A 17,207-nucleotide genomic window follows, 5' to 3' on the forward strand; every position below is an offset into this window, starting at 1 on the left:
GGGCGGGAGAGGCGATCAATGAGAAAACAACTTTATATCCTGGGTCTGCTGGCGCTGTTTAGCGCCGGGGAAGCCCAGGCTGCGGATAGCACTATTACCATTAATGGCTACGTTAAGGACAACGCTTGCTCCATCGCGCCGGGTTCACAAAGTTTCGTGGTGGATCTAATGAGTAATGCGGCCAAGCAGCTGTTTCAGGTAGGCGCGACGACGCCGATGGTGCCATTCAGCATCGTGCTCGACAAGTGCGGCGGCTCGGCGATCGCGGTGAAAACGGGTTTCACCGGCGGGGCCGATAGTGACAACCTCAGCCTGCTGAAAATAGACGGCGGGGGCGGTGCGGCGGCTGGCATGGGAATACAGATCCTCGATAACAACGGTAATGCCATTGCTCTTAATGACGTATCGAGCGGGTTGAGCTGGTCACCGGTCACCGCTGGGCAATCCAATACGCTGTATTTCTATGCGCGTCTGATGGCGACCCGTACACCGGTCACTGCCGGGCAGGTCAGAGCGACGGCAAATTTCACCCTGGAATTTCAGTAACCGGAGACAAGGGCTATGAACATAAGCAAGCTGGGGCCGATCGCCGGGTGGTTACTGATGATGGTACTCCCCATAGCGCACGCGGCAGATGTCAACATCACCATCAACGGCAAGGTGGTGGCCAAACCCTGTACGGTATCCACCGTGTCTACCACGGTAGAACTGGGCGACTTGTACACCTTCAACCTGCTGGCGGCGGGGGCGACTTCGCCATGGCATTCGGTAACGTTGAGCCTCACCAACTGCCCGGTGGGAACATCCAAGGTGACCGCGACCTTTTCCGGCACGGCCGATAGCACCCGCAGTTATTACGCCAACCAGGGAGCTGCCCGCAACATTGCGTTGCAACTGGCCGACAGCGGCGGGGTGAATCTGCCCAACGGCAGTACCAAGGTCGTGGCGGTAAATGATGCCTCACTGGCCGCCAGCCTGGTGTTGCAGGTAAGGGCTATCACGCCCAGCGGCAGTGTGACGCAGGGGAGCATTCAGGCGGTAATTAACGTGACTTATACCTATGCCTGAGCAAGGAGAAACAATGAAAGACAGTAACCTGAAAAGAATTCATATGCTGCGACGAGTTGTGCAGTCATCCCTATTTTTAGCATTGCTGGCCGGTTATTCTGCTAGTTCATTTGCCTTTACCTGTTATGACTCGACGGGTAATACCTTAAACAGTGCCTCGGGGACCGCGACGGCCAATGTCTATGTGAATCTGCAACCATCGGTGGCGGTCGGCCAGAACTTGGTCGTCGATCTCTTTAGTTCTATCAAGTGTAAAAATGACAACCCCACCATAAGAAACGATTTGGTCAGTATGTTGAGAGGCTCAGCCTATGGCGGGGTGCTGAGTAATTTTAGTGGCTCGCTAAAATATTACGGCTCGAGCTACCCATTCCCGCTCAATTCGGCTACTGCCAGCCAAAACTTTACCTCTGGGGCATATGCTGGATGGAACACGCAGCTTTATCTTACGCCGATTTCTGCCGCTGGTGGCGTGGTCATCAACAGCGGTACGCTCTTTGCCTCTTTAGTTATGTATCAGGTTGGGTCGGATATTGTTGGTGGAGGTAACGTTCATACGGCGACTTTTACCTGGAATTTGTATGCAAATAATAGTGTGATAGTGCCAACAGGGGGGTGCGATGTCTCTTCCCGCGATGTCAACGTGACGTTGCCGGAATATCCGGGAACCGTGGCGATACCGCTGACGGTCCGTTGCGCCCAGAACCAGAACCTGGCCTATTACCTGACCGGGCCGACGACGGATACCGCAAACACGATTTTTACCAACACCGCCTCTGCGCCTGTGGCTCAAGGGGTGGGCATTCAGATTGCCAACCGCAATGGCGCTATTGCGACCAACAAGAACGTTGCACTGGGTACCGTTGGCAGTTCGGGCATCAGTTTGGGTTTGACCGCGAACTATGCACGCACCACTGGCCAGGTCGTGGCCGGTAACGTCAAGTCAGTGGTTGGCGTGACCTTTCTATATCCATGAAGGTGCTGGTTAACGTGACCTCAAGTCAGGAGGGAACGGCGCGCAACTGGGTTATTGAGGAGGAAAAATGCAGCAGATAAATCATCATCAAACCGAGCACGCGGCAGCGGAACATTGCAAACGAATTCTGGTGGTCGAGCCATCGAGGATCAATTGGATCGGGCTGCAACGGTTGCTGGGTGACGCAGGCAATACGGAGTTAAGTTTTTGCCGGGTCAGCAAGCTGACCGACGCCAAAAATAAAATCCATGAATTTAAACCTGATGTGATCTTGTTCAGTTCATTAGCGCGTGGCACTGATTATCTGTCGTTACTCTCCCTGTTATCAGATATTGCCAGCTATCGGGCGACAACCAACTCGGTGATCTGGTTGCCGCACGATATGGCATGGATGGTGCAACTGCTCCACGCTTTCGGGGTGGATACGGTATTGATCGATCCGGTTAATCTTTATCAAATCACCCAATGCCTGGGGAGTGAGCAGGCTGACAAATCATCAAGAAATGCTGCTTTATTAGGCAAGCAGGAAAGGCTCATTGCGCTGGCCCTGCTGCGCGGGCGAAGTGCCACGGCTATCGCCAATGTGACAGGCAAAGATATACGCACCATCAGCACGCAAAAGAAAGCGATCATTAGAAAGTTGCATATGACAACCAATGAGGAACTCTATCTGCTGGCGGGTAGGCTGGTTTATTTAAACAAGATAAACAGACTGAATGGTGAGACATGATGAAAAAAATAATGATTATGCATCCTTGCATTGTTACCTGGCATGGTTTGTATCAGCTATTCAGGCGCAAACTGCCAGACGCGGAGATCGTACCAGCACATGCTATCTATGATGTGGTATTTAATGATGATTTATCTGATATCGATCTGATCGTCAGTGAACTCTATGGCTTGAATGAAAATATCACTATGGGAGCGAAACTGCTGTCATTTGTGCAATCGGTCAGGCAGGACAAACCGCTGCTGATTATGACCGATGTGCCAGGTAATCAGGTGATGGATTGTCTGGGGTATCTTCCTGGGGCATCCTGTATTGCTTTATCCGAAGATATTCGTCAACTCATTAATCAGGTCGACCGGGTTCTGGCGGGTAATGTGGTTATCAGCCCGTCTCTGTGTAGAGAACGGGAAATTAGCGTGTTCAACAGCGATGTCAGGCCTTTTTCCCGTTCGGAAATAAAAATTTATAGCTTATTGCAGGAAGGCTTTAGTATTACGCAGATAGCGAAAAAGATTTCTCGCAGCGTCAAGACCGTGAGTGCGCATAAACGCAATATGATGGGAAAACTCGGCATTGACAGTGAGGTGGAGCTTTATGCCTGCTTTAACCAATAGTTACGCCTTGGTTAGCGTCAGATGCGGAGATCGCTGACTACAGCGATCTCCGGCAGTAGTGGCATAGGGTTTGCGGCATAAGGCGCGAGGCCCTGTCAGCCATTTTCCCGTTTATTGGCTTCCCAGATACCGGCGAATCGCGCCGCGTTACTGGCGGTATAGCGTACCGTGTGGCGAATATTGCGGTGACCCAGATAATCCTGGATCAGACGGGTATCGGCGCCTCTTTCCGCCAGTTCATAGCCACAGGCATGGCGCAGCATATGGGGATGCGTGTTAATAACCGTACCCGCCAGTTCACCCGCCTGACGGATGATACGCCAGGCCTGGCCACGCGATAGCTGGGTTCCCCGTTGAGAAATAAAGATAATGTCCGGGTTGGCACTCGGTTTCCATTTGGCCCGGATCTGCCGCCACTCCATAATCGCCTCGCATTCGTCATTCATCAGAGGATGAACGGTAGAGAAGCCATTTTTAAGGCGACGTATATTTATCCTTCCTTCGAGCATTTCTAGATCGCGAAAGCGCAGACTCAGCAACTCGCTGATTCGTAATCCATGGCGGAAAGCCAGCAGGATCAGGCAACTATCCCTTACTCCAGTGGGTGTCTTTCTGGCAGCACTCATCAGGTTGCGGACTTCTGTCAGGGTGAGAAATTTACGCTGTACCAAAGAAAACTCCTATGTTTTTCGCCGAAAAGAATCCAGAGTCAGGATTAAATAGAATAATATTCTTACCTATCGATTTGACATCTTAAAGATGTCATGAGAATTCGTTAAACATTCATTTAGAAGTAACTTTATAGGACTAATCCTATTTTGTATTTATTAAGATGTTACAGGTGACGACTGACAATATCCAGCATTTACCGGGGAGGTTGTCTGGGTTGTTGAAATAATAATGCCAATGCAACCGATGAGTGGGCTATTTGACTTTAATATATTGTTCTTTGGGTTTTTTAATAGTGTAAAATGTAATAAATTTCCCATTTGTCAGAATAAAAATTGGTGCGCAGCGTAATAAATTTACATTACTCAAAAACTGCACTTCGGGCCTATCATAAAAGGGATAACTCCCGTCGATTACCAGAGGTAATGCAAGATGAATATTGAAATAAAAGTTGATAACAATCTGTTCAACAGCCTGTCTGAGAAAGCCCGTGATGCGATGCTGGACGAACTGCAAACTCGTGTGCATGAGGTCTATCCATCGAGCCAGCTCACGGTGATCGCCGGGCTGAATGATAAGACCGAGATCGTGACCAGCGATTTTTTTAACGACATAGAGGCGAAACTGACCGTGCAGGAAATTGTCGATGATGTCAGTCTGCATGGTCATTGGCGTCAGGTGTAAAAGTCCGGGCCCCTCACCCCGACTGAGCTAGTTCAGCGTCGTGGCAGGTACGAAGGGGTGCAGCACGCAGCGCCGTGTTAAGGTCAGTTTCAGGAGTCAATGGATAGCACATACGGTCCCCTCTCCCTGTGGGAGAGGGTTAGGGTGAGGGGCTTCAGCTCCCATCGCCATATTTCCCTCTCAACCTGGAAAAAATGGAAGTCCGACATATACTTAAGGTGCTTACACCGTTGTTCTGGGGCAAGGCGGTTTTATCCTGCGTTACTGGACCATAAGGAGTACCAATGACTTATCATCTACTCACCCTGTGGGATATCCTGGTTACCACATTCTCGTTCTTCTTCTTTATCGCCTATCTGTTTATTCTGTTCCAGGTGGTTTCTGACCTGTTCCGCGATCACCAACTGAGCGGTTTCTACAAGGCGGTTTGGATTGTGTTCCTGTTGTTCATTCCGTTGTTCACCTCGCTGGTCTATCTGATTACGCGCGGTAAGGGCATGGCGGAGCGGCATCGTGCTCAGGTTCAGAAATCCGTCTCTGCCACCAACGAATATATCCGTGGCGTGGCGGGTAAATCGCCTGCTGAGCAAATCGCCGACGCTAAAAAGCTGTGGGATGATGGTGTGATCACCGAAAGCGAATACCAGCAGCTTAAGGCAAAAGCACTGGCTTGAGGTGGGTCGAATTGGAATAGGGCCGAACAATCGTTCGGCCCAGCTTGTCAGAGTCAAGGGGGGCTCGGCCGGTTCCCTCTCCCTGTGAGGGCATCATTCGGCAGGGAATTGCGATCCTGCTTCCTCGTTATCATCCCCATCGGCACGGCGCTGGTTGGCCATATCTCGGGTATTCTTCTGCACGGCAATGGCGCCGAACAGGCTCAAAAAGAAGGAAACACCGTAGAACCCCTTTTCGCTCAACAGCAGTTTGGCATTCCACAGGCCAATGCATAGCAGGCCGACAGCGATGGCAAAGGCAACCCAACAGGTAATGATGTAGATATGGGTTACCGGCAGGCCATCCTGCTGGTCCCGCACCGTTTTCTGGATGGTGATGGCGCTAAACAGGCCGAGGATCAGTACGGCAAAGTAATAACCTTTTTCATTCAGCTCCATTTCGGCGTTCCATAGGCCCAGCAGGAACACGGCAAAACCGCCCAGCAGGGCAGCCCAAGAGGCGAGAATAAACGCAGGTGAGGTCGTGTTTTGTGGTGCTGCACTCATGTGATAAATCCCTTATTGGCAAGAAAAGCTCCCTTCTCCCAAGTAGGTACACCACTTGTGAGGTCAGTTGCAATCTACCGGTCCCGCTTGGTGAATGCAACCACGCTGCTGCCTATTCGGGGTAATACCCTTTCTGTGTTTCGCAATGGAAAATTCTTAGCGTCCATCCGCAGGCTGTAGGCCAGCCAAAGGATCATGTTTATTATCGATTTTAAAGCGGGATGAGCATCTCAGATCGCCTTGTGCGGTGGTATCGCAAAATAACACCAGGGTGCTTTGGTTCGCCGGGAGGCGGGTAATGTAGACGAACTCATCCGGATGGCAGACCACATTGCTGGCGGTTAAAAACTGCTTATAGCCTTCCACGTTGGTTGCCAGATCGTCTCTATCTATATAGACGGAGCACTGGTTGATACGGGCAACTTGATTATGGCTATTAAAAAAACGCGCGCTTTGTGACGGATTGCTGACTAATAAGCTCAACATGACAATGATGAACGACACGAACAGGCTATAGCGTAATAGTTTGTTGCGGTTTGTCCCTGCGCGTTTTGGCTGCGGCGTTTCAGCCTGCGAGTTTTCGATGAGGGGCGGTTTTGGCTTAATGCTTTGCTGCACAATGACGTTGGCGCTCTCTTCTTGCTGTATTTCAATGGTACCGGAAAAAACCACTCCGACTTTTGGCACCGTTCTAATGATGTTTTTGCTCAGCCCGGCTTCCCGCATCCCTTTTCTTACCAACGAGATGTTCTGATAGAGCGTATTGGCGGTGACATATTGGCCATGTTTTTGCCATACCTCACTAAAAAAATCGCTTTGGCTGATCACCTCGCCGGGGCGTTGCAGCATTAATTGCAGACAACGGCTGGCAGGAACATTCAACACGGTTTCTTTGCCCCGAGCGCGCAATGGGCACAGGCGGTGCTCTTCGGGAAGGAACAATACGGTATCGCTTATGATTATTTTTCGTTTCATTTCAATTTGTTAACTTTATATTGTTTAAGGGGCCCGCTTATTTTAAGTATAGATTAATCATTTCTAGCCGCATGACCAATCGATAACAATTATTTTTCATTTAAAAAACAATGCGTTAATAATGGTTCTTAAATGAGATTGGGTGTCATTTAAGAACAATTTAGAATGGTTGGATCTGATTTAAAATTACTGCTTAATTTATTGAATTTTATCATCTTTTACGAAATTTATTAATGTTAAAACTACTTCACTAAGAAAAATCCCATCAATGCCATAGTATTTATTCCATCAGCAAGCGGAAGGGGAAAGTAAAACGCCTTCATCTTATTGAGGTAAAGGATAGCTTGGCCGATAGAGACGCTTATAAATCGGTTTAACAGATAAATCCTAATCATGGATTGGTAGATAATGGATTGAATATTAATGATTAAAATTTAACACCCAGTTATTAATTCTGTAAGATAAAAATCTTTGAGATTTATGACTACTAAAATGAGATGAAGTAATGAGATGTGAAAAATACCAGAATGATTGCTGTCAGATAGCGGTAAGTTCTGATTGAATTGAGTTGATCGGTATTTATCGCTGTTATGAGGCTTTTATAGATGGCAATGTGATCATTTTGGCTCGGTTGCCATAGTGAAAATTGCTTCTATAATGTCTCACTTAAGGGAGGCTTGTTATTTTCGTTTTTAAAACAGAAATAATAATCCGAGATGCATATGGAAAATAGACTTTATGGATTCCTAATTGATGATGATATTCAATTCGACATTGCCAATCGCAGGCTCCTTTACTATTCCGATGGAGCTTATGAACGCACTCTTTTTTTCAAGGTTATCTCTCTAAACGAGATCCAGACCAGATTACTGATTTATTTACTGGTTAATAGCCAAGATGCCGTCATCTACAAAAATGACATAATGAAAAGCGTTTGGGAGGAGATTAATTTATCTTCATCCAGCCAGCGTTTATGGCATGCAATAAATGAATTGCGTAAAAAACTGGCGTCGATAGGTCTCCCGGAAGATTTTATAGCGAACGTTCATGGTATTGGCTATTCCGTCGATAACCAGCGAGTCTCTTCGCTATTTATTAAGTAAGTTGTTGTAAATATAAATGCTGGAATAATCTAGCTGTATCCATACCCATGGATATCCACCAGGCCATTTTAATGGATATTAAAATGGTATTCATAATACAAGGTAAGTAGGAATAACTATGAAAAAGTTAACAATCGTAGCATCCCTGATCGCTGTTTTCGGTACTGTTGGTCTGGCTCAGGCTGCCTCTACCGGTACCATCACTTTTAACGGTGAATTGACTGCCAACACTTGTGACGTGGCTATTGACGGCCAGCCGACCGATGCGACGGTGATCCTGCCAACTGTGAGCACTGGCACGCTGGCTGCTGTTAACCGCACGGCAGGTGACACCCGCTTTATGATGGAGCTGACCAACTGCTCAACAACAGAAAACGTTTCCGCGTTCTTCCAGGCTGGCGCATCAGTGGATAGTAACGGCCGCTTGATCAACAGCGGTACCGCTACCCAAGTCAGCCTGCAACTGCTTGACGGTTCAAGCGCGGCTCAGGATGTGATCAATATCGGTAGCCAGGATCAGGTAGCGAATACCGTTTATCTAGCTACCAATAGTGGCGCAGCCTCTCTGCCATACATCGTTCGCTATTACGCCGAAGGTGCAACCGGTGCGGGTACCGTAGTCAGCAACGTTGTTTATTCTATTCAGTACCAGTAATGGGCTGTGGGAGGGGGAACGCCCCCTCCCAATCTGTCAGTTTTCGGAGTTAATGATGAAGTTTCTAGCTATTAATGTGCTGCAGGTTGGCACTTTTGCCGCCGCAGCCCTGTTCAGCGCCAGTAGCCTGGCCAGCGTCGTGATTAGCGGTACGCGGGTGATTTACCCCTCTGATGCTAAAGAGGTCAGCGTCAAAATCACCAATGGTGGTGCCTCGCCGGTGTTGCTGCAAAGCTGGATCGATAACGGTGATGCAGACGCCAAACCGGCGACGATCAAGGTGCCGTTTGTCCTGACCCCCCCGATGAACCGTGTGGAGCCAGGCAAAGGCCAGACGTTACGTATCAGCTATGCCGGTGGTTCACTGCCGATGGATAAAGAATCGGTTTTCTGGCTGAACGTGCTGGAAGTGCCGGCCAAATCCCAGGCGAAAACCGCTGAGAACCGCTTGCAGATGGCATTCCGCTCACGTATCAAGCTGTTCTATCGCCCGGCGGGTCTGGAGGGTAGCGCCAATGACGCGGCTAAAGCGCTAACCTGGAACAGCCAGGGTAACCGGGTTCAGGCCAGTAACCCAACGCCTTATTTTGTTTCTCTGGTCAATATATCCATTAATGGCAAAAAACTTGACCATGCGATGGTGGCCCCTCGTAGCACCCTGACCTTGGACTTGGCGGGTAGTGCAGGCAGTAAAGTAACAGGCAGTTTCGTTAATGATTACGGCGCGGTGAATACTTTTGATGCAGTGATTAAGTAACGTCCTGATAGATATAACACTCTCGCATTAATCGGTTGATCGCTATTCAGGAATCAGTTCTTGAAGGGATATCTATGTCTAAATTTATGCAATATGGCCTGAGCGGCCAGTTATCTCCCTTGGCCATAGCTATTATATCGACTTTTTTTGTCGCTAACGTTAATGCTGAGATCGCGGTTTCTGCACCACAAGATATCGCCAGAAATATTGAGTTTGATGCCTCATTCCTGAATGTGGATGATGAGAAGTCGGTTGATCTGAGTCGTTTCGCCAATGGTTCCTCGGGATTGCCTGGCGTGTATAAAACGGCTTTATATATCAACAATCAACCGGCCAGTAATACCGATATTGAATTCAAGGCGCGGGCAGATAAAAGCGTTTACCCCTGCCTGACCCGCGAACTGATTAACAACATTGCGTTTGATTATGCCAAACTGCCGGCGGATTTTTTAGCTTCGCTGGACAAGGGGGATGTGTGTTTCGATCTCCAGCAGCGGTTGCCGGAAGCTCAGGTCAATTACGATAGTAATGAGCAACGCCTGGATATCATGGTCCCGCAGCTTTATATGCTCAACACCGCTCGTGGCACCGTGAGCCCGGAGCTATGGGACAGTGGCGTACCGGCGTTGTTGCTTGGCTATAACGTCAATGGCTACACCAGCGAATCCCATGGCTCCAGCTATAACTCGCTGTTTGCCGGGGTGAATGCCGGGGCTAACGTTGGAGCTTGGTATCTGCGCCACAACGGTTCCTATAGCCGGATGAATAACGGCGAGAGCCAGTACAGCAGCCTCAATACCTATTTGCAGCGTGATATCCCAGTGCTGAAGGCTCGACTCCTGATGGGGCAGTCGAATACCACCGGGCAACTGTTCGATACCGTGCCGTTTACCGGTCTACAACTGGCCAGCGACGAGCGGATGCTGCCGGAGTCCCTGCGCGGTTACGCGCCGGATATCCGTGGTATCGCCCGTACCAACGCCCGTGTCACCGTGCGCCAGAATGGCCAGGTGTTGTATGAAACCACGGTTACGCCGGGCGAGTTCCTGATCAACGACCTGTACCCGACCGGCTACGGTGGCAACCTGGACGTTACCGTGCGCGAATCCGATGGCACCGAACAGACTTTCAGCGTGCCTTATGCCTCGGTGGCGCAGCTGTTACGCCCTGGGTCATCGCGTTATTCGATCACCGCAGGTGAAGTGCGCAGCGACAACCTGCGTGACAAACCGGCGCTGTACCAGGCGACCTATCAGCTTGGCCTGACCAATACCGTTACCGGTTACGGTGGCCTGCAGATGAGCCAGGATTATTACGCATTACAGCTGGGGGCCGCCGTTGGTACACCGATCGGTGCCTTGGCATTTGATGCTACTCAGGCGCGTGCCCGTTTGGACGACAGCAGCGATAGTGATGGCCGCCATCGCTCGGGTAGCAGCCTCAGCGGGCAAAGCTATCAGGTGAGCTACAGCAAGATGATCAGCGAAACCAACAGTAACCTGTCGCTGGCGGCCTACCGCTTCTCGACCGACGGTTACATGGATTTCATGACCGCGATGCGAACCCGTGATGCGGTAGCGCAAGGCTATTCGCCGGACTCGATCTCACGTGCCAAAAACCGCCTGACGGTCACCGCCGGGCAAGGTCTGCCAGAAAACTGGGGCCAGCTGTATATCAGCGGTTCTTTGCAGAACTACTGGAACAAAGACGGCAGCGAGAAGCAGTACCAACTGGGCTACAACAACCAGTACAAGAGCCTGTCATACGGCCTGAGTGCCAGCCGTAGCTTCTCCAGTCTGGGCACGTCGCAAACCAACTATTTGTTGAGTTTCAGCCTGCCGCTGGGGAGCAATGACAACCGGTATACGCCGCAACTGCGTATGGATCTGTCCCACGACAGCACTGGCCGTACTGGTCAGCAAGCGACGGTATCGGGCAGTGCCGGTGTGGAGAATCAGTTCGGCTACGGCGTGACGGCGATGAATGCCAATCAGGGCCAGGGCAGCAGCGGATCGCTGAATGGTAACTATCGCACCCCGGCAACGGCGTTGAGTGGTTCTTACAGCACCGGTAAAGGTTATCAAAGCGCCTCTGCCGGGATGAATGGCACGGTGATAGGCCATGCTGGCGGCGTGACCTTTACGCCGTACACCTCGGATACCTTTGCGCTGGTGGAAGCCAAGGGAGCAGAGGGAGCCAAGGTTTCTTCGTATCCCGGCGTGAGCATTGATTCGCGGGGTTACGCGATAGTGCCTTACCTGAATCCGTACCAGATGAATGACATCAGTATCGACCCGAAAGGGACGGCGGCCGGCGTGGAATTGGATAACACCAGCCAAAAGGTCGCGCCGTATTCCGGCGCGGTGGTGAAACTGAAATACAACGCCAAGCGGGGTACGCCGATCCTGGTGAATGCTACCTATCAAGGGGAGCCGGTGCCGTTCGGCGCCGATATCTTTGACGGCAAGGGTAACAGCGTAGGCTCAGTGGGCCAGGGTGGGCAGTTGTATGCGCGCGTGGCAGAAGATAAAGGCCAACTGCGGGTGCAGTGGGGCGAAGGCAGTGAGATGCAATGTACCGTCAGCTATGTACTGATGCCTATTGCCAAGGGACAAAAGCAGGAGCAGGTACAGCAATTCAACTCTCCTTGCACGGCGGCGCCATCGGCCGGTTCCCAGAGATCGAAACTGGCGAACCAAGTCGCGATTTCGGCGGTTAACCACGGTTAACGGGCAGGCAGACAACTATTTTGCTTTCTGGCATGGCCTGCCAGAAAGAGGGGTAAAGACAGATGAAGTTAGTGATCAACAAAGTTAGTGGTTTACTCGGCGCGCTCTTGTTAAGCGTGTTCAGCTTAACGGTGGTTGACCATGGTTAGCGGAGTGACACATTACCAATTTATTCTTTCTGGCAAGACCTACATAGGTAATGAGAAAGAGGATAATACTCATGCAACGATCGATGAATAAAGTATCAGGTTTACTGGTGGGAATACTGCTGACGATTATCTCTTGCCCTGGTTGGGCAGCGTTGACCGTGACGCTAACAGGTGGCCAGTCCACAAATGTCATTCCCTTGAGTCCCCCGATTATTTCGGCGGGTGTAGACGCTCCGGTAGGGACGATACTTTATCAGGCCAGCGTGACGATGAAAGATACCTACTCTGAAGTCAAATGGGTAGCCTCCGATATTGGAAAATATCTGTATTATGCGACATCATCGAGCTTGATTACGACACCAAAGCCTCTCGCTGGCCTGACAACCGGGCCTTATGCTAATGGAGTGTATGAAACTGGTATACCCGGCATCGGTGTGGCTATTGTAAGCGGGGTGTCAAATCGAGCATTGACCACAACCAAGATTTATGCTGAAGGGCAGAATTTATTAGACTCATCATTAGGTTTGAGGATTATCCACCAGGGCGAAAACTCACCGCGATATGTCCTGCTGATTAAAACCGGCCCTCTTGTACCAGGAAATTACAGTATCAGCGGTGCAAATTTCCCTACCGCTCGCGGAGGAATGGACGTTTCGCAAATCAGTCACACTAACGCCGCTGTAATCAATGGGTTACCATCATATTATTGGATCTACAGTTTTCAAGGGAACATAACGGTATCGGCACAAACCTGCACCACGCCTGATGTTGCCGTTACCTTGGGGAGTTACGATATCGGGGAGCATTTTAATCGGGTGAATGCGACCACGCCATGGATAGATGCCTCAATTATCTTGACTAATTGCCCCAGGTTTTACGGTTTTTATAATTCGACTAATGCGCCGTTATTAATGAATTACAATACCGGAAGTGGGAAGGCAACTACCTCACTAAATAACAGCGTGGGGGTACGCCTGACACCAACGACCGAAGTGCTGGATGCAGCCAATGGCATTATGGCTATCGACTCAACGGTATCTGGAGCGGCCAGTGGTGTGGGGATTCAACTTGGCTGGGGAGAGAGCGCCCAAGCGCCGACGCTGTTTAACTTCTCGACAGAACAGGGGGTGAGCTTACCGAAAGACGGGAGCCCGACAATTCGTATCCCCTTGGCTGCCCGTTATATTCAAACGGCTGCAGCCCCGACGCCGGGTAAGGCGAATGGCAAAGTGGTATTTACCATTAACTATTATTGAGCCCAGCGGATGGTGGAGTTGAAGTATGGATAGCCATATAAATCAAACAGGGTTGTTGCTATGCCTAGGAAAATAAGCGTCGTTACCAATAACAGTTATTTTTTTGTTGGGATTGCGGCGCAGTTATGCGCCGAGGACCGAGAGATAAGCCAAATGTCTTCCGATGAGTTAAGCAAGCTCTCTGTCGACAATTTTAATCAGCGGGATGCGCTAATCTTTCATACGCCTAATTATATTAATGAAATGACATGGTTGGTTACGGTGCTGACTTTTCCTGGCAATATCATTCTGGTGCCTGCGCGGGCCAGGGTCAGGTTTAACCTTGACTTCGAACGGCGCAGGGTCGTGGACGTACATGATGATGCTGCTGCGGGATATCATGAGCCGCCTGGAAAAACGGTTTTCATCGCACAGTTTATTCAATATAAATTGACCCGCAGAGAGAAGGCTATCCTGTTGCATACTATTAATGGCAAGACGCCACAGGACATTGGCCAATTGCTGGCTATAACAACCAAAACGGTTTATACGCACCGGCGTAATGCTTTGCGTAAGCTCGGGGGGCGAAATCTGTTTCAGGTGTGCCCAATCAAAGACGCTATTTTAACTTCGGCTATCTGCTAAACCAGAAATACCCTGACCAGTGCCGACGAGGCGCTGGTCAGGGGGGAGCTGTGACCGTTATTTCGCGGGCGCAGGGCCGATATTGTCATCAATGCGCTTGAGCATATAAGGGAAGAACGGGTTGGAGGAGAGACGCATCAGCGAATCCAGCCCCACGACCAGTACCGCTCGCTCACCCCGTGCGGCAAAGGTGCCCAGACTGATGCCGTACTGATTGCGCGGTTCTGGGTAACGCCCGTACAGGGAATCGCTCAGCGGGAACGGCAGTGCCACGTGCGACAGCGAGAAGATATCCGGCAAATAGGTGATACCGAGCAGATCGGTGGTCTCTGCCGTTTGCCCTGCAACGATGGTGCGAGCCTCGGTATCGGTGGTTTCCGGCGTTACGTTGGTGACGACGGTAGCGGTGTAGTTACGCGGTGCCGGTGGTAGCAGCCTTGGCAAAGCGGTATAGGATGAGCTTCTGAGTAATGGCCCAAATGCCACCGCCTGATTTAAATCAAATAACACCACCTCACTGCCGTTGGCGGGCAGATGGTTATACAGGGCGGTGATCACCGCGCGGGTGCTGACGGTAGAATCCATCACCGATTGGAACGTCAGGATCGGCGGTAGCTCGCCCATTTTGCCGTTGCGTGAATCGGCGGCAATCTGTTTTTGCAATGCCTGGGTGAGCTGGAAGGATTGGCGCGCCGCATTCACCGGGAATGAATTGTATTTGAACGGGTTAAACTCCGGCACAATCCCCAGCCAGGCCGCCTTGGCAAACGCCGGGAAGATGGCGGGCCAACCGGCAATACCGGCAAAGCGGGCAAAACTGGTGACGCCGATCATTGGTGAAATCAGTACCACACGCTGAGGTTTGGTCAGCCGCGGATCGTCCAGCGCATCCAGCGTATACTTCATCGCCAATGCGCCGCCATTGGAGAAGCCCACGATGTGCAACGGCACATCGTCACCCGCCAGGCGTTTGGCTTCGCGGATTGCCAGCCGTGTCGCGGCCATCCAGTCCTGCCAGTCCACATCGGTCAGCGCTCCCGGCACGGTACCGTGTGCCGGTAAACGAATACCGACCGCCACATAGCCATATTCACGGTAATTATCCGCAATATGCCGCAGGCTGTAAGGGGTATCGGTCAACCCATGCAGCAGCACCACGGCACCTTTCGGCTTGCCGTCCGGCATCATGATGTAGGAGCGGTTCCAGTCGGTGGGAAACTTTTCGGGATAGATCGGGCTGCCGGTATAGTAGCGGTTCAACGAGGTTTGCTGGCTGCTGTCCAGTTTGTCGGTCACATTCTGGCGCACCTCCTTGAAAATGGCGTCCTCGGCGGTCAGATAGTCTGCCCAACTGGCTTTATCGATCTCATCGGCTCGCATTTCATCGGGGACAAAGGTATGCCAAAGCTGTAGCGCTGGCCCACGCTGGGTGTCATAAATCCTCGCCCCCAGAGCACCGACGATGAGCATCACCAGCAGCAGGGCGATGCGTTTACTCCATTTGATAAACATCAGGTTTAACTCCGTTTTTTATTGTAATGATCGAGCCGGAAAACTCGCTATCATCCCGCAAGAGGAAGATCGTCCCTGAATTTTGTATCCTGGCGGCCATGTTGCGGTCTGGCACTTAAACCGTGAAGCAACCTATTATTGTTAGCGCGGTGAGACGGTGGTGGTGCTGCCATTGGTCACCAGTGCGACGCGCTGCCCAGTATGGAACTGGGTTGTGCCTTGCGCCTGTACGACCACGATATTCACACCATCATCCCGGCGCACTTCCAGTTCTACCCCGGCGCTGCGGTTCATCGCGCTCTGAATACCTGAACCTGCGGCTGCGCCCCCAACGGCACCGGCTGCCGTGGCCAGATTGCGGCCTGTGCCGCCACCAACGGTGTTACCCAGGAAGCCACCGACTACGGCACCCCCGATCGATCCCGCGGCGTTGGTGCCATCGCCACCCTGAATGGTGACCGGACGCACGGATACCAGCGTGCCATATGTCACGAAGTTGGCCTGCCTGGCCTGTGCTGCGGTAAAGGTATCGCCGGAAGCGGTGTTATTAGCATTACACCCACTGAGAACCGCGGCAGCTAGAGCGACAACAATGATGGTTTTATTCATAAGAAAACTCCGAACAGGTTAAGTGCGCAAAGAGACAACCGCTGTCTCATGCAAATAAGTATGGCAGGAACCTGATTTTATTCAGGTGATGAGGAAAAAAATTATAGTCGGGCGCAAGAATAAAGATTAAGAATTTTAGTATGTTGTTTTAAGTCAATTTAGCGGGAATCTTCTTATTTATGAGGATGATTAATTGTTGGCAGGGGGTAAATGAAGTGCGGGAGAAACCAGCATGAGTCTGGTGTTCTCCCGGTGTTACATGAGGGGAATATTAAGGCTTAACGGCAGCCACGTCCGCCGTGCATCCCCATACCGCCCATCCCATGGCCCATCATCGGTATGCCAGCCTTGGCCAGCTCGGTATCCAGCGCCACGCGCTGTTGGTACAGGTTGTCACGCAACGCGGTAATTTCTTTACTGACGGCCAATACCTTCTGCTCATCCAAAGGTTTACCGGTCAGCAGCGCTTTATATTCGTATTGCTTGGACATTAGCTGTTGGCGCAGATCGGCAGTTTTCTGCTGGAACTCATCAAAGGCCTTCTGGCTGACGGCCTGCTGTTCAGGCGTCAGATTCGCGCGGTTACCTTGCTGATAACCCTTCCCCTGATGAGTTCCCTGGGCATTGGCCATGTTGCCGTGATAACCATTTTGCGCCAGCGCGGTAGTGCTAACACCAGCCAGCATGGCAACGGAGAGCATAGCGGCGAGGGTGGTTTTAGTCAGCGTCATGATTAATTTCCTTTTGTTTGCGGTTCATGGAATCAATGTTGTCTCCATCTCCTTATTGCAACCGCCGTGCCAGCTTCAGGTTGGCACGGGAATTGTATAGATCCCGGATCATATTGATGGCGTTGCGATCTCCGCCACCCGGCGTC

Annotated in this window: 19 protein-coding genes; 13 read left to right on the forward strand and 6 right to left on the reverse strand. The window is 50.9% G+C overall.

Going from position 1 to position 17,207, the window contains the following annotated elements; translation table 11 throughout:
• Positions 1-18 precede the first annotated feature (18 nt).
• From ACRDCA_RS08610 to ACRDCA_RS08630, 5 genes are all read left to right on the forward strand, one after another.
• Positions 19-546 carry a fimbrial protein gene (locus ACRDCA_RS08610; RefSeq protein WP_438689163.1) on the forward strand — a complete coding sequence of 176 codons (528 nt, stop codon included), beginning with the start codon at positions 19-21 and terminating at the stop codon, positions 544-546.
• Positions 547-561: 15 nt separating this feature from the next.
• Positions 562-1,068, forward strand: coding sequence for a fimbrial protein (locus ACRDCA_RS08615; RefSeq protein WP_438689164.1), 507 nt, complete (start codon positions 562-564; stop codon positions 1,066-1,068).
• A gap of 43 nt (positions 1,069-1,111) precedes the next feature.
• Positions 1,112-2,044: a fimbrial protein gene (locus ACRDCA_RS08620; protein WP_438689194.1), complete on the forward strand. Its 933-nt coding sequence runs from the start codon at positions 1,112-1,114 to the stop codon at positions 2,042-2,044.
• Positions 2,045-2,111: 67 nt separating this feature from the next.
• Complete coding sequence (locus tag ACRDCA_RS08625; protein WP_438689165.1) at positions 2,112-2,774, forward strand: hypothetical protein; 663 nt, start codon at positions 2,112-2,114, stop codon at positions 2,772-2,774.
• Positions 2,771-3,388: a helix-turn-helix domain-containing protein gene (locus ACRDCA_RS08630; protein WP_438689166.1), complete on the forward strand. Its 618-nt coding sequence runs from the start codon at positions 2,771-2,773 to the stop codon at positions 3,386-3,388. The genes ACRDCA_RS08625 and ACRDCA_RS08630 overlap by 4 nt, the downstream gene beginning before the upstream one ends.
• Positions 3,389-3,483: 95 nt before the next feature.
• On the opposite strand, the gene ACRDCA_RS08635 is transcribed toward ACRDCA_RS08630, so the two are convergent.
• Positions 3,484-4,059, reverse strand: coding sequence for a tyrosine-type DNA invertase (locus tag ACRDCA_RS08635; protein WP_438689167.1), 576 nt, complete (start codon positions 4,057-4,059; stop codon positions 3,484-3,486).
• Between the two features lie 430 nt (positions 4,060-4,489).
• On the opposite strand from ACRDCA_RS08635, the gene ACRDCA_RS08640 reads away from it, so the two are divergent.
• A complete protein-coding gene (locus ACRDCA_RS08640; RefSeq protein ID WP_438689168.1) occupies positions 4,490-4,741 on the forward strand; it encodes a hypothetical protein in 252 nt (83 codons plus the stop codon).
• A gap of 284 nt (positions 4,742-5,025) precedes the next feature.
• A complete protein-coding gene (locus tag ACRDCA_RS08645; RefSeq protein WP_025122488.1) occupies positions 5,026-5,415 on the forward strand; it encodes an SHOCT domain-containing protein in 390 nt (129 codons plus the stop codon).
• Between the two features lie 93 nt (positions 5,416-5,508).
• Here ACRDCA_RS08645 and yiaA read toward each other — a convergent pair whose 3' ends face one another.
• On the reverse strand, positions 5,509-5,961 hold the full coding sequence (yiaA, locus tag ACRDCA_RS08650) for an inner membrane protein YiaA (RefSeq protein ID WP_438689169.1): 453 nt from the start codon (positions 5,959-5,961) through the stop codon (positions 5,509-5,511).
• 156 nt (positions 5,962-6,117) lie between these two features.
• Entirely contained in the window at positions 6,118-6,936 is an 819-nt protein-coding gene (locus tag ACRDCA_RS08655; protein WP_438689170.1) for a winged helix-turn-helix domain-containing protein, read from the reverse strand.
• A 722-nt stretch (positions 6,937-7,658) separates the two neighbouring features.
• Between ACRDCA_RS08655 and ACRDCA_RS08660 the strand changes: the two genes are divergently transcribed.
• From ACRDCA_RS08660 to ACRDCA_RS08685, 6 genes are all read left to right on the forward strand, one after another.
• On the forward strand, positions 7,659-8,039 hold the full coding sequence (locus ACRDCA_RS08660) for a winged helix-turn-helix domain-containing protein (protein ID WP_438689171.1): 381 nt from the start codon (positions 7,659-7,661) through the stop codon (positions 8,037-8,039).
• A gap of 118 nt (positions 8,040-8,157) precedes the next feature.
• Positions 8,158-8,694: a fimbrial protein gene (locus tag ACRDCA_RS08665; RefSeq protein ID WP_438689172.1), complete on the forward strand. Its 537-nt coding sequence runs from the start codon at positions 8,158-8,160 to the stop codon at positions 8,692-8,694.
• A gap of 52 nt (positions 8,695-8,746) precedes the next feature.
• Positions 8,747-9,451 carry a fimbrial biogenesis chaperone gene (locus tag ACRDCA_RS08670; protein WP_438689173.1) on the forward strand — a complete coding sequence of 235 codons (705 nt, stop codon included), beginning with the start codon at positions 8,747-8,749 and terminating at the stop codon, positions 9,449-9,451.
• Positions 9,452-9,525: 74 nt separating this feature from the next.
• Positions 9,526-12,180 (forward strand): fimbria/pilus outer membrane usher protein, encoded by a 2,655-nt coding sequence (locus tag ACRDCA_RS08675; protein ID WP_438689174.1) that lies wholly within the window; start codon positions 9,526-9,528, stop codon positions 12,178-12,180.
• Positions 12,181-12,400: 220 nt separating this feature from the next.
• On the forward strand, positions 12,401-13,585 hold the full coding sequence (locus ACRDCA_RS08680) for a fimbrial protein (RefSeq protein ID WP_438689175.1): 1,185 nt from the start codon (positions 12,401-12,403) through the stop codon (positions 13,583-13,585).
• A gap of 60 nt (positions 13,586-13,645) precedes the next feature.
• Positions 13,646-14,209, forward strand: coding sequence for a helix-turn-helix transcriptional regulator (locus tag ACRDCA_RS08685; protein ID WP_438689176.1), 564 nt, complete (start codon positions 13,646-13,648; stop codon positions 14,207-14,209).
• Between the two features lie 57 nt (positions 14,210-14,266).
• Here the strand turns inward: ACRDCA_RS08685 and ACRDCA_RS08690 are convergent, their stop codons facing one another.
• From ACRDCA_RS08690 to ACRDCA_RS08700, 3 genes are all read right to left on the reverse strand, one after another.
• The gene (locus ACRDCA_RS08690; protein ID WP_438689177.1) at positions 14,267-15,721 is read right to left on the reverse strand and encodes an alpha/beta hydrolase; all 1,455 of its coding nucleotides are present in this window, start codon (positions 15,719-15,721) and stop codon (positions 14,267-14,269) included.
• Between the two features lie 141 nt (positions 15,722-15,862).
• Complete coding sequence (locus ACRDCA_RS08695) at positions 15,863-16,330, reverse strand: glycine zipper 2TM domain-containing protein (RefSeq protein WP_438689178.1); 468 nt, start codon at positions 16,328-16,330, stop codon at positions 15,863-15,865.
• A gap of 278 nt (positions 16,331-16,608) precedes the next feature.
• Positions 16,609-17,061: a periplasmic heavy metal sensor gene (locus ACRDCA_RS08700; RefSeq protein ID WP_438689179.1), complete on the reverse strand. Its 453-nt coding sequence runs from the start codon at positions 17,059-17,061 to the stop codon at positions 16,609-16,611.
• Between the last annotated feature and the right edge of the window lie 146 nt (positions 17,062-17,207).

The sequence above is a fragment of the Serratia sp. (in: enterobacteria) genome (genome assembly GCF_051654945.1).
In the GTDB taxonomy this organism is placed as follows: domain Bacteria; phylum Pseudomonadota; class Gammaproteobacteria; order Enterobacterales; family Enterobacteriaceae; genus Chania.

Bases quoted from the DNA above. Each gene is read 5' to 3' on its own strand.
- ACRDCA_RS08610 (WP_438689163.1), top strand. From the start codon at position 19: ATGAGAAAACAACTTTATATCCTGGGTCTGCTGGCGCTGTTTAGCGCC.
- ACRDCA_RS08615 (WP_438689164.1), top strand. From the start codon at position 562: ATGAACATAAGCAAGCTGGGGCCGATCGCCGGGTGGTTACTGATGATG.
- ACRDCA_RS08620 (WP_438689194.1), top strand. From the start codon at position 1,112: ATGCTGCGACGAGTTGTGCAGTCATCCCTATTTTTAGCATTGCTGGCC.
- ACRDCA_RS08625 (WP_438689165.1), top strand. From the start codon at position 2,112: ATGCAGCAGATAAATCATCATCAAACCGAGCACGCGGCAGCGGAACAT.
- ACRDCA_RS08630 (WP_438689166.1), top strand. From the start codon at position 2,771: ATGATGAAAAAAATAATGATTATGCATCCTTGCATTGTTACCTGGCAT.
- ACRDCA_RS08640 (WP_438689168.1), top strand. From the start codon at position 4,490: ATGAATATTGAAATAAAAGTTGATAACAATCTGTTCAACAGCCTGTCT.
- ACRDCA_RS08645 (WP_025122488.1), top strand. From the start codon at position 5,026: ATGACTTATCATCTACTCACCCTGTGGGATATCCTGGTTACCACATTC.
- yiaA (WP_438689169.1), bottom strand. From the start codon at position 5,961: ATGAGTGCAGCACCACAAAACACGACCTCACCTGCGTTTATTCTCGCC.
- ACRDCA_RS08655 (WP_438689170.1), bottom strand. From the start codon at position 6,936: ATGAAACGAAAAATAATCATAAGCGATACCGTATTGTTCCTTCCCGAA.
- ACRDCA_RS08660 (WP_438689171.1), top strand. From the start codon at position 7,659: ATGGAAAATAGACTTTATGGATTCCTAATTGATGATGATATTCAATTC.
- ACRDCA_RS08665 (WP_438689172.1), top strand. From the start codon at position 8,158: ATGAAAAAGTTAACAATCGTAGCATCCCTGATCGCTGTTTTCGGTACT.
- ACRDCA_RS08670 (WP_438689173.1), top strand. From the start codon at position 8,747: ATGATGAAGTTTCTAGCTATTAATGTGCTGCAGGTTGGCACTTTTGCC.
- ACRDCA_RS08675 (WP_438689174.1), top strand. From the start codon at position 9,526: ATGTCTAAATTTATGCAATATGGCCTGAGCGGCCAGTTATCTCCCTTG.
- ACRDCA_RS08680 (WP_438689175.1), top strand. From the start codon at position 12,401: ATGCAACGATCGATGAATAAAGTATCAGGTTTACTGGTGGGAATACTG.
- ACRDCA_RS08685 (WP_438689176.1), top strand. From the start codon at position 13,646: ATGCCTAGGAAAATAAGCGTCGTTACCAATAACAGTTATTTTTTTGTT.
- ACRDCA_RS08690 (WP_438689177.1), bottom strand. From the start codon at position 15,721: ATGTTTATCAAATGGAGTAAACGCATCGCCCTGCTGCTGGTGATGCTC.
- ACRDCA_RS08695 (WP_438689178.1), bottom strand. From the start codon at position 16,330: ATGAATAAAACCATCATTGTTGTCGCTCTAGCTGCCGCGGTTCTCAGT.
- ACRDCA_RS08700 (WP_438689179.1), bottom strand. From the start codon at position 17,061: ATGACGCTGACTAAAACCACCCTCGCCGCTATGCTCTCCGTTGCCATG.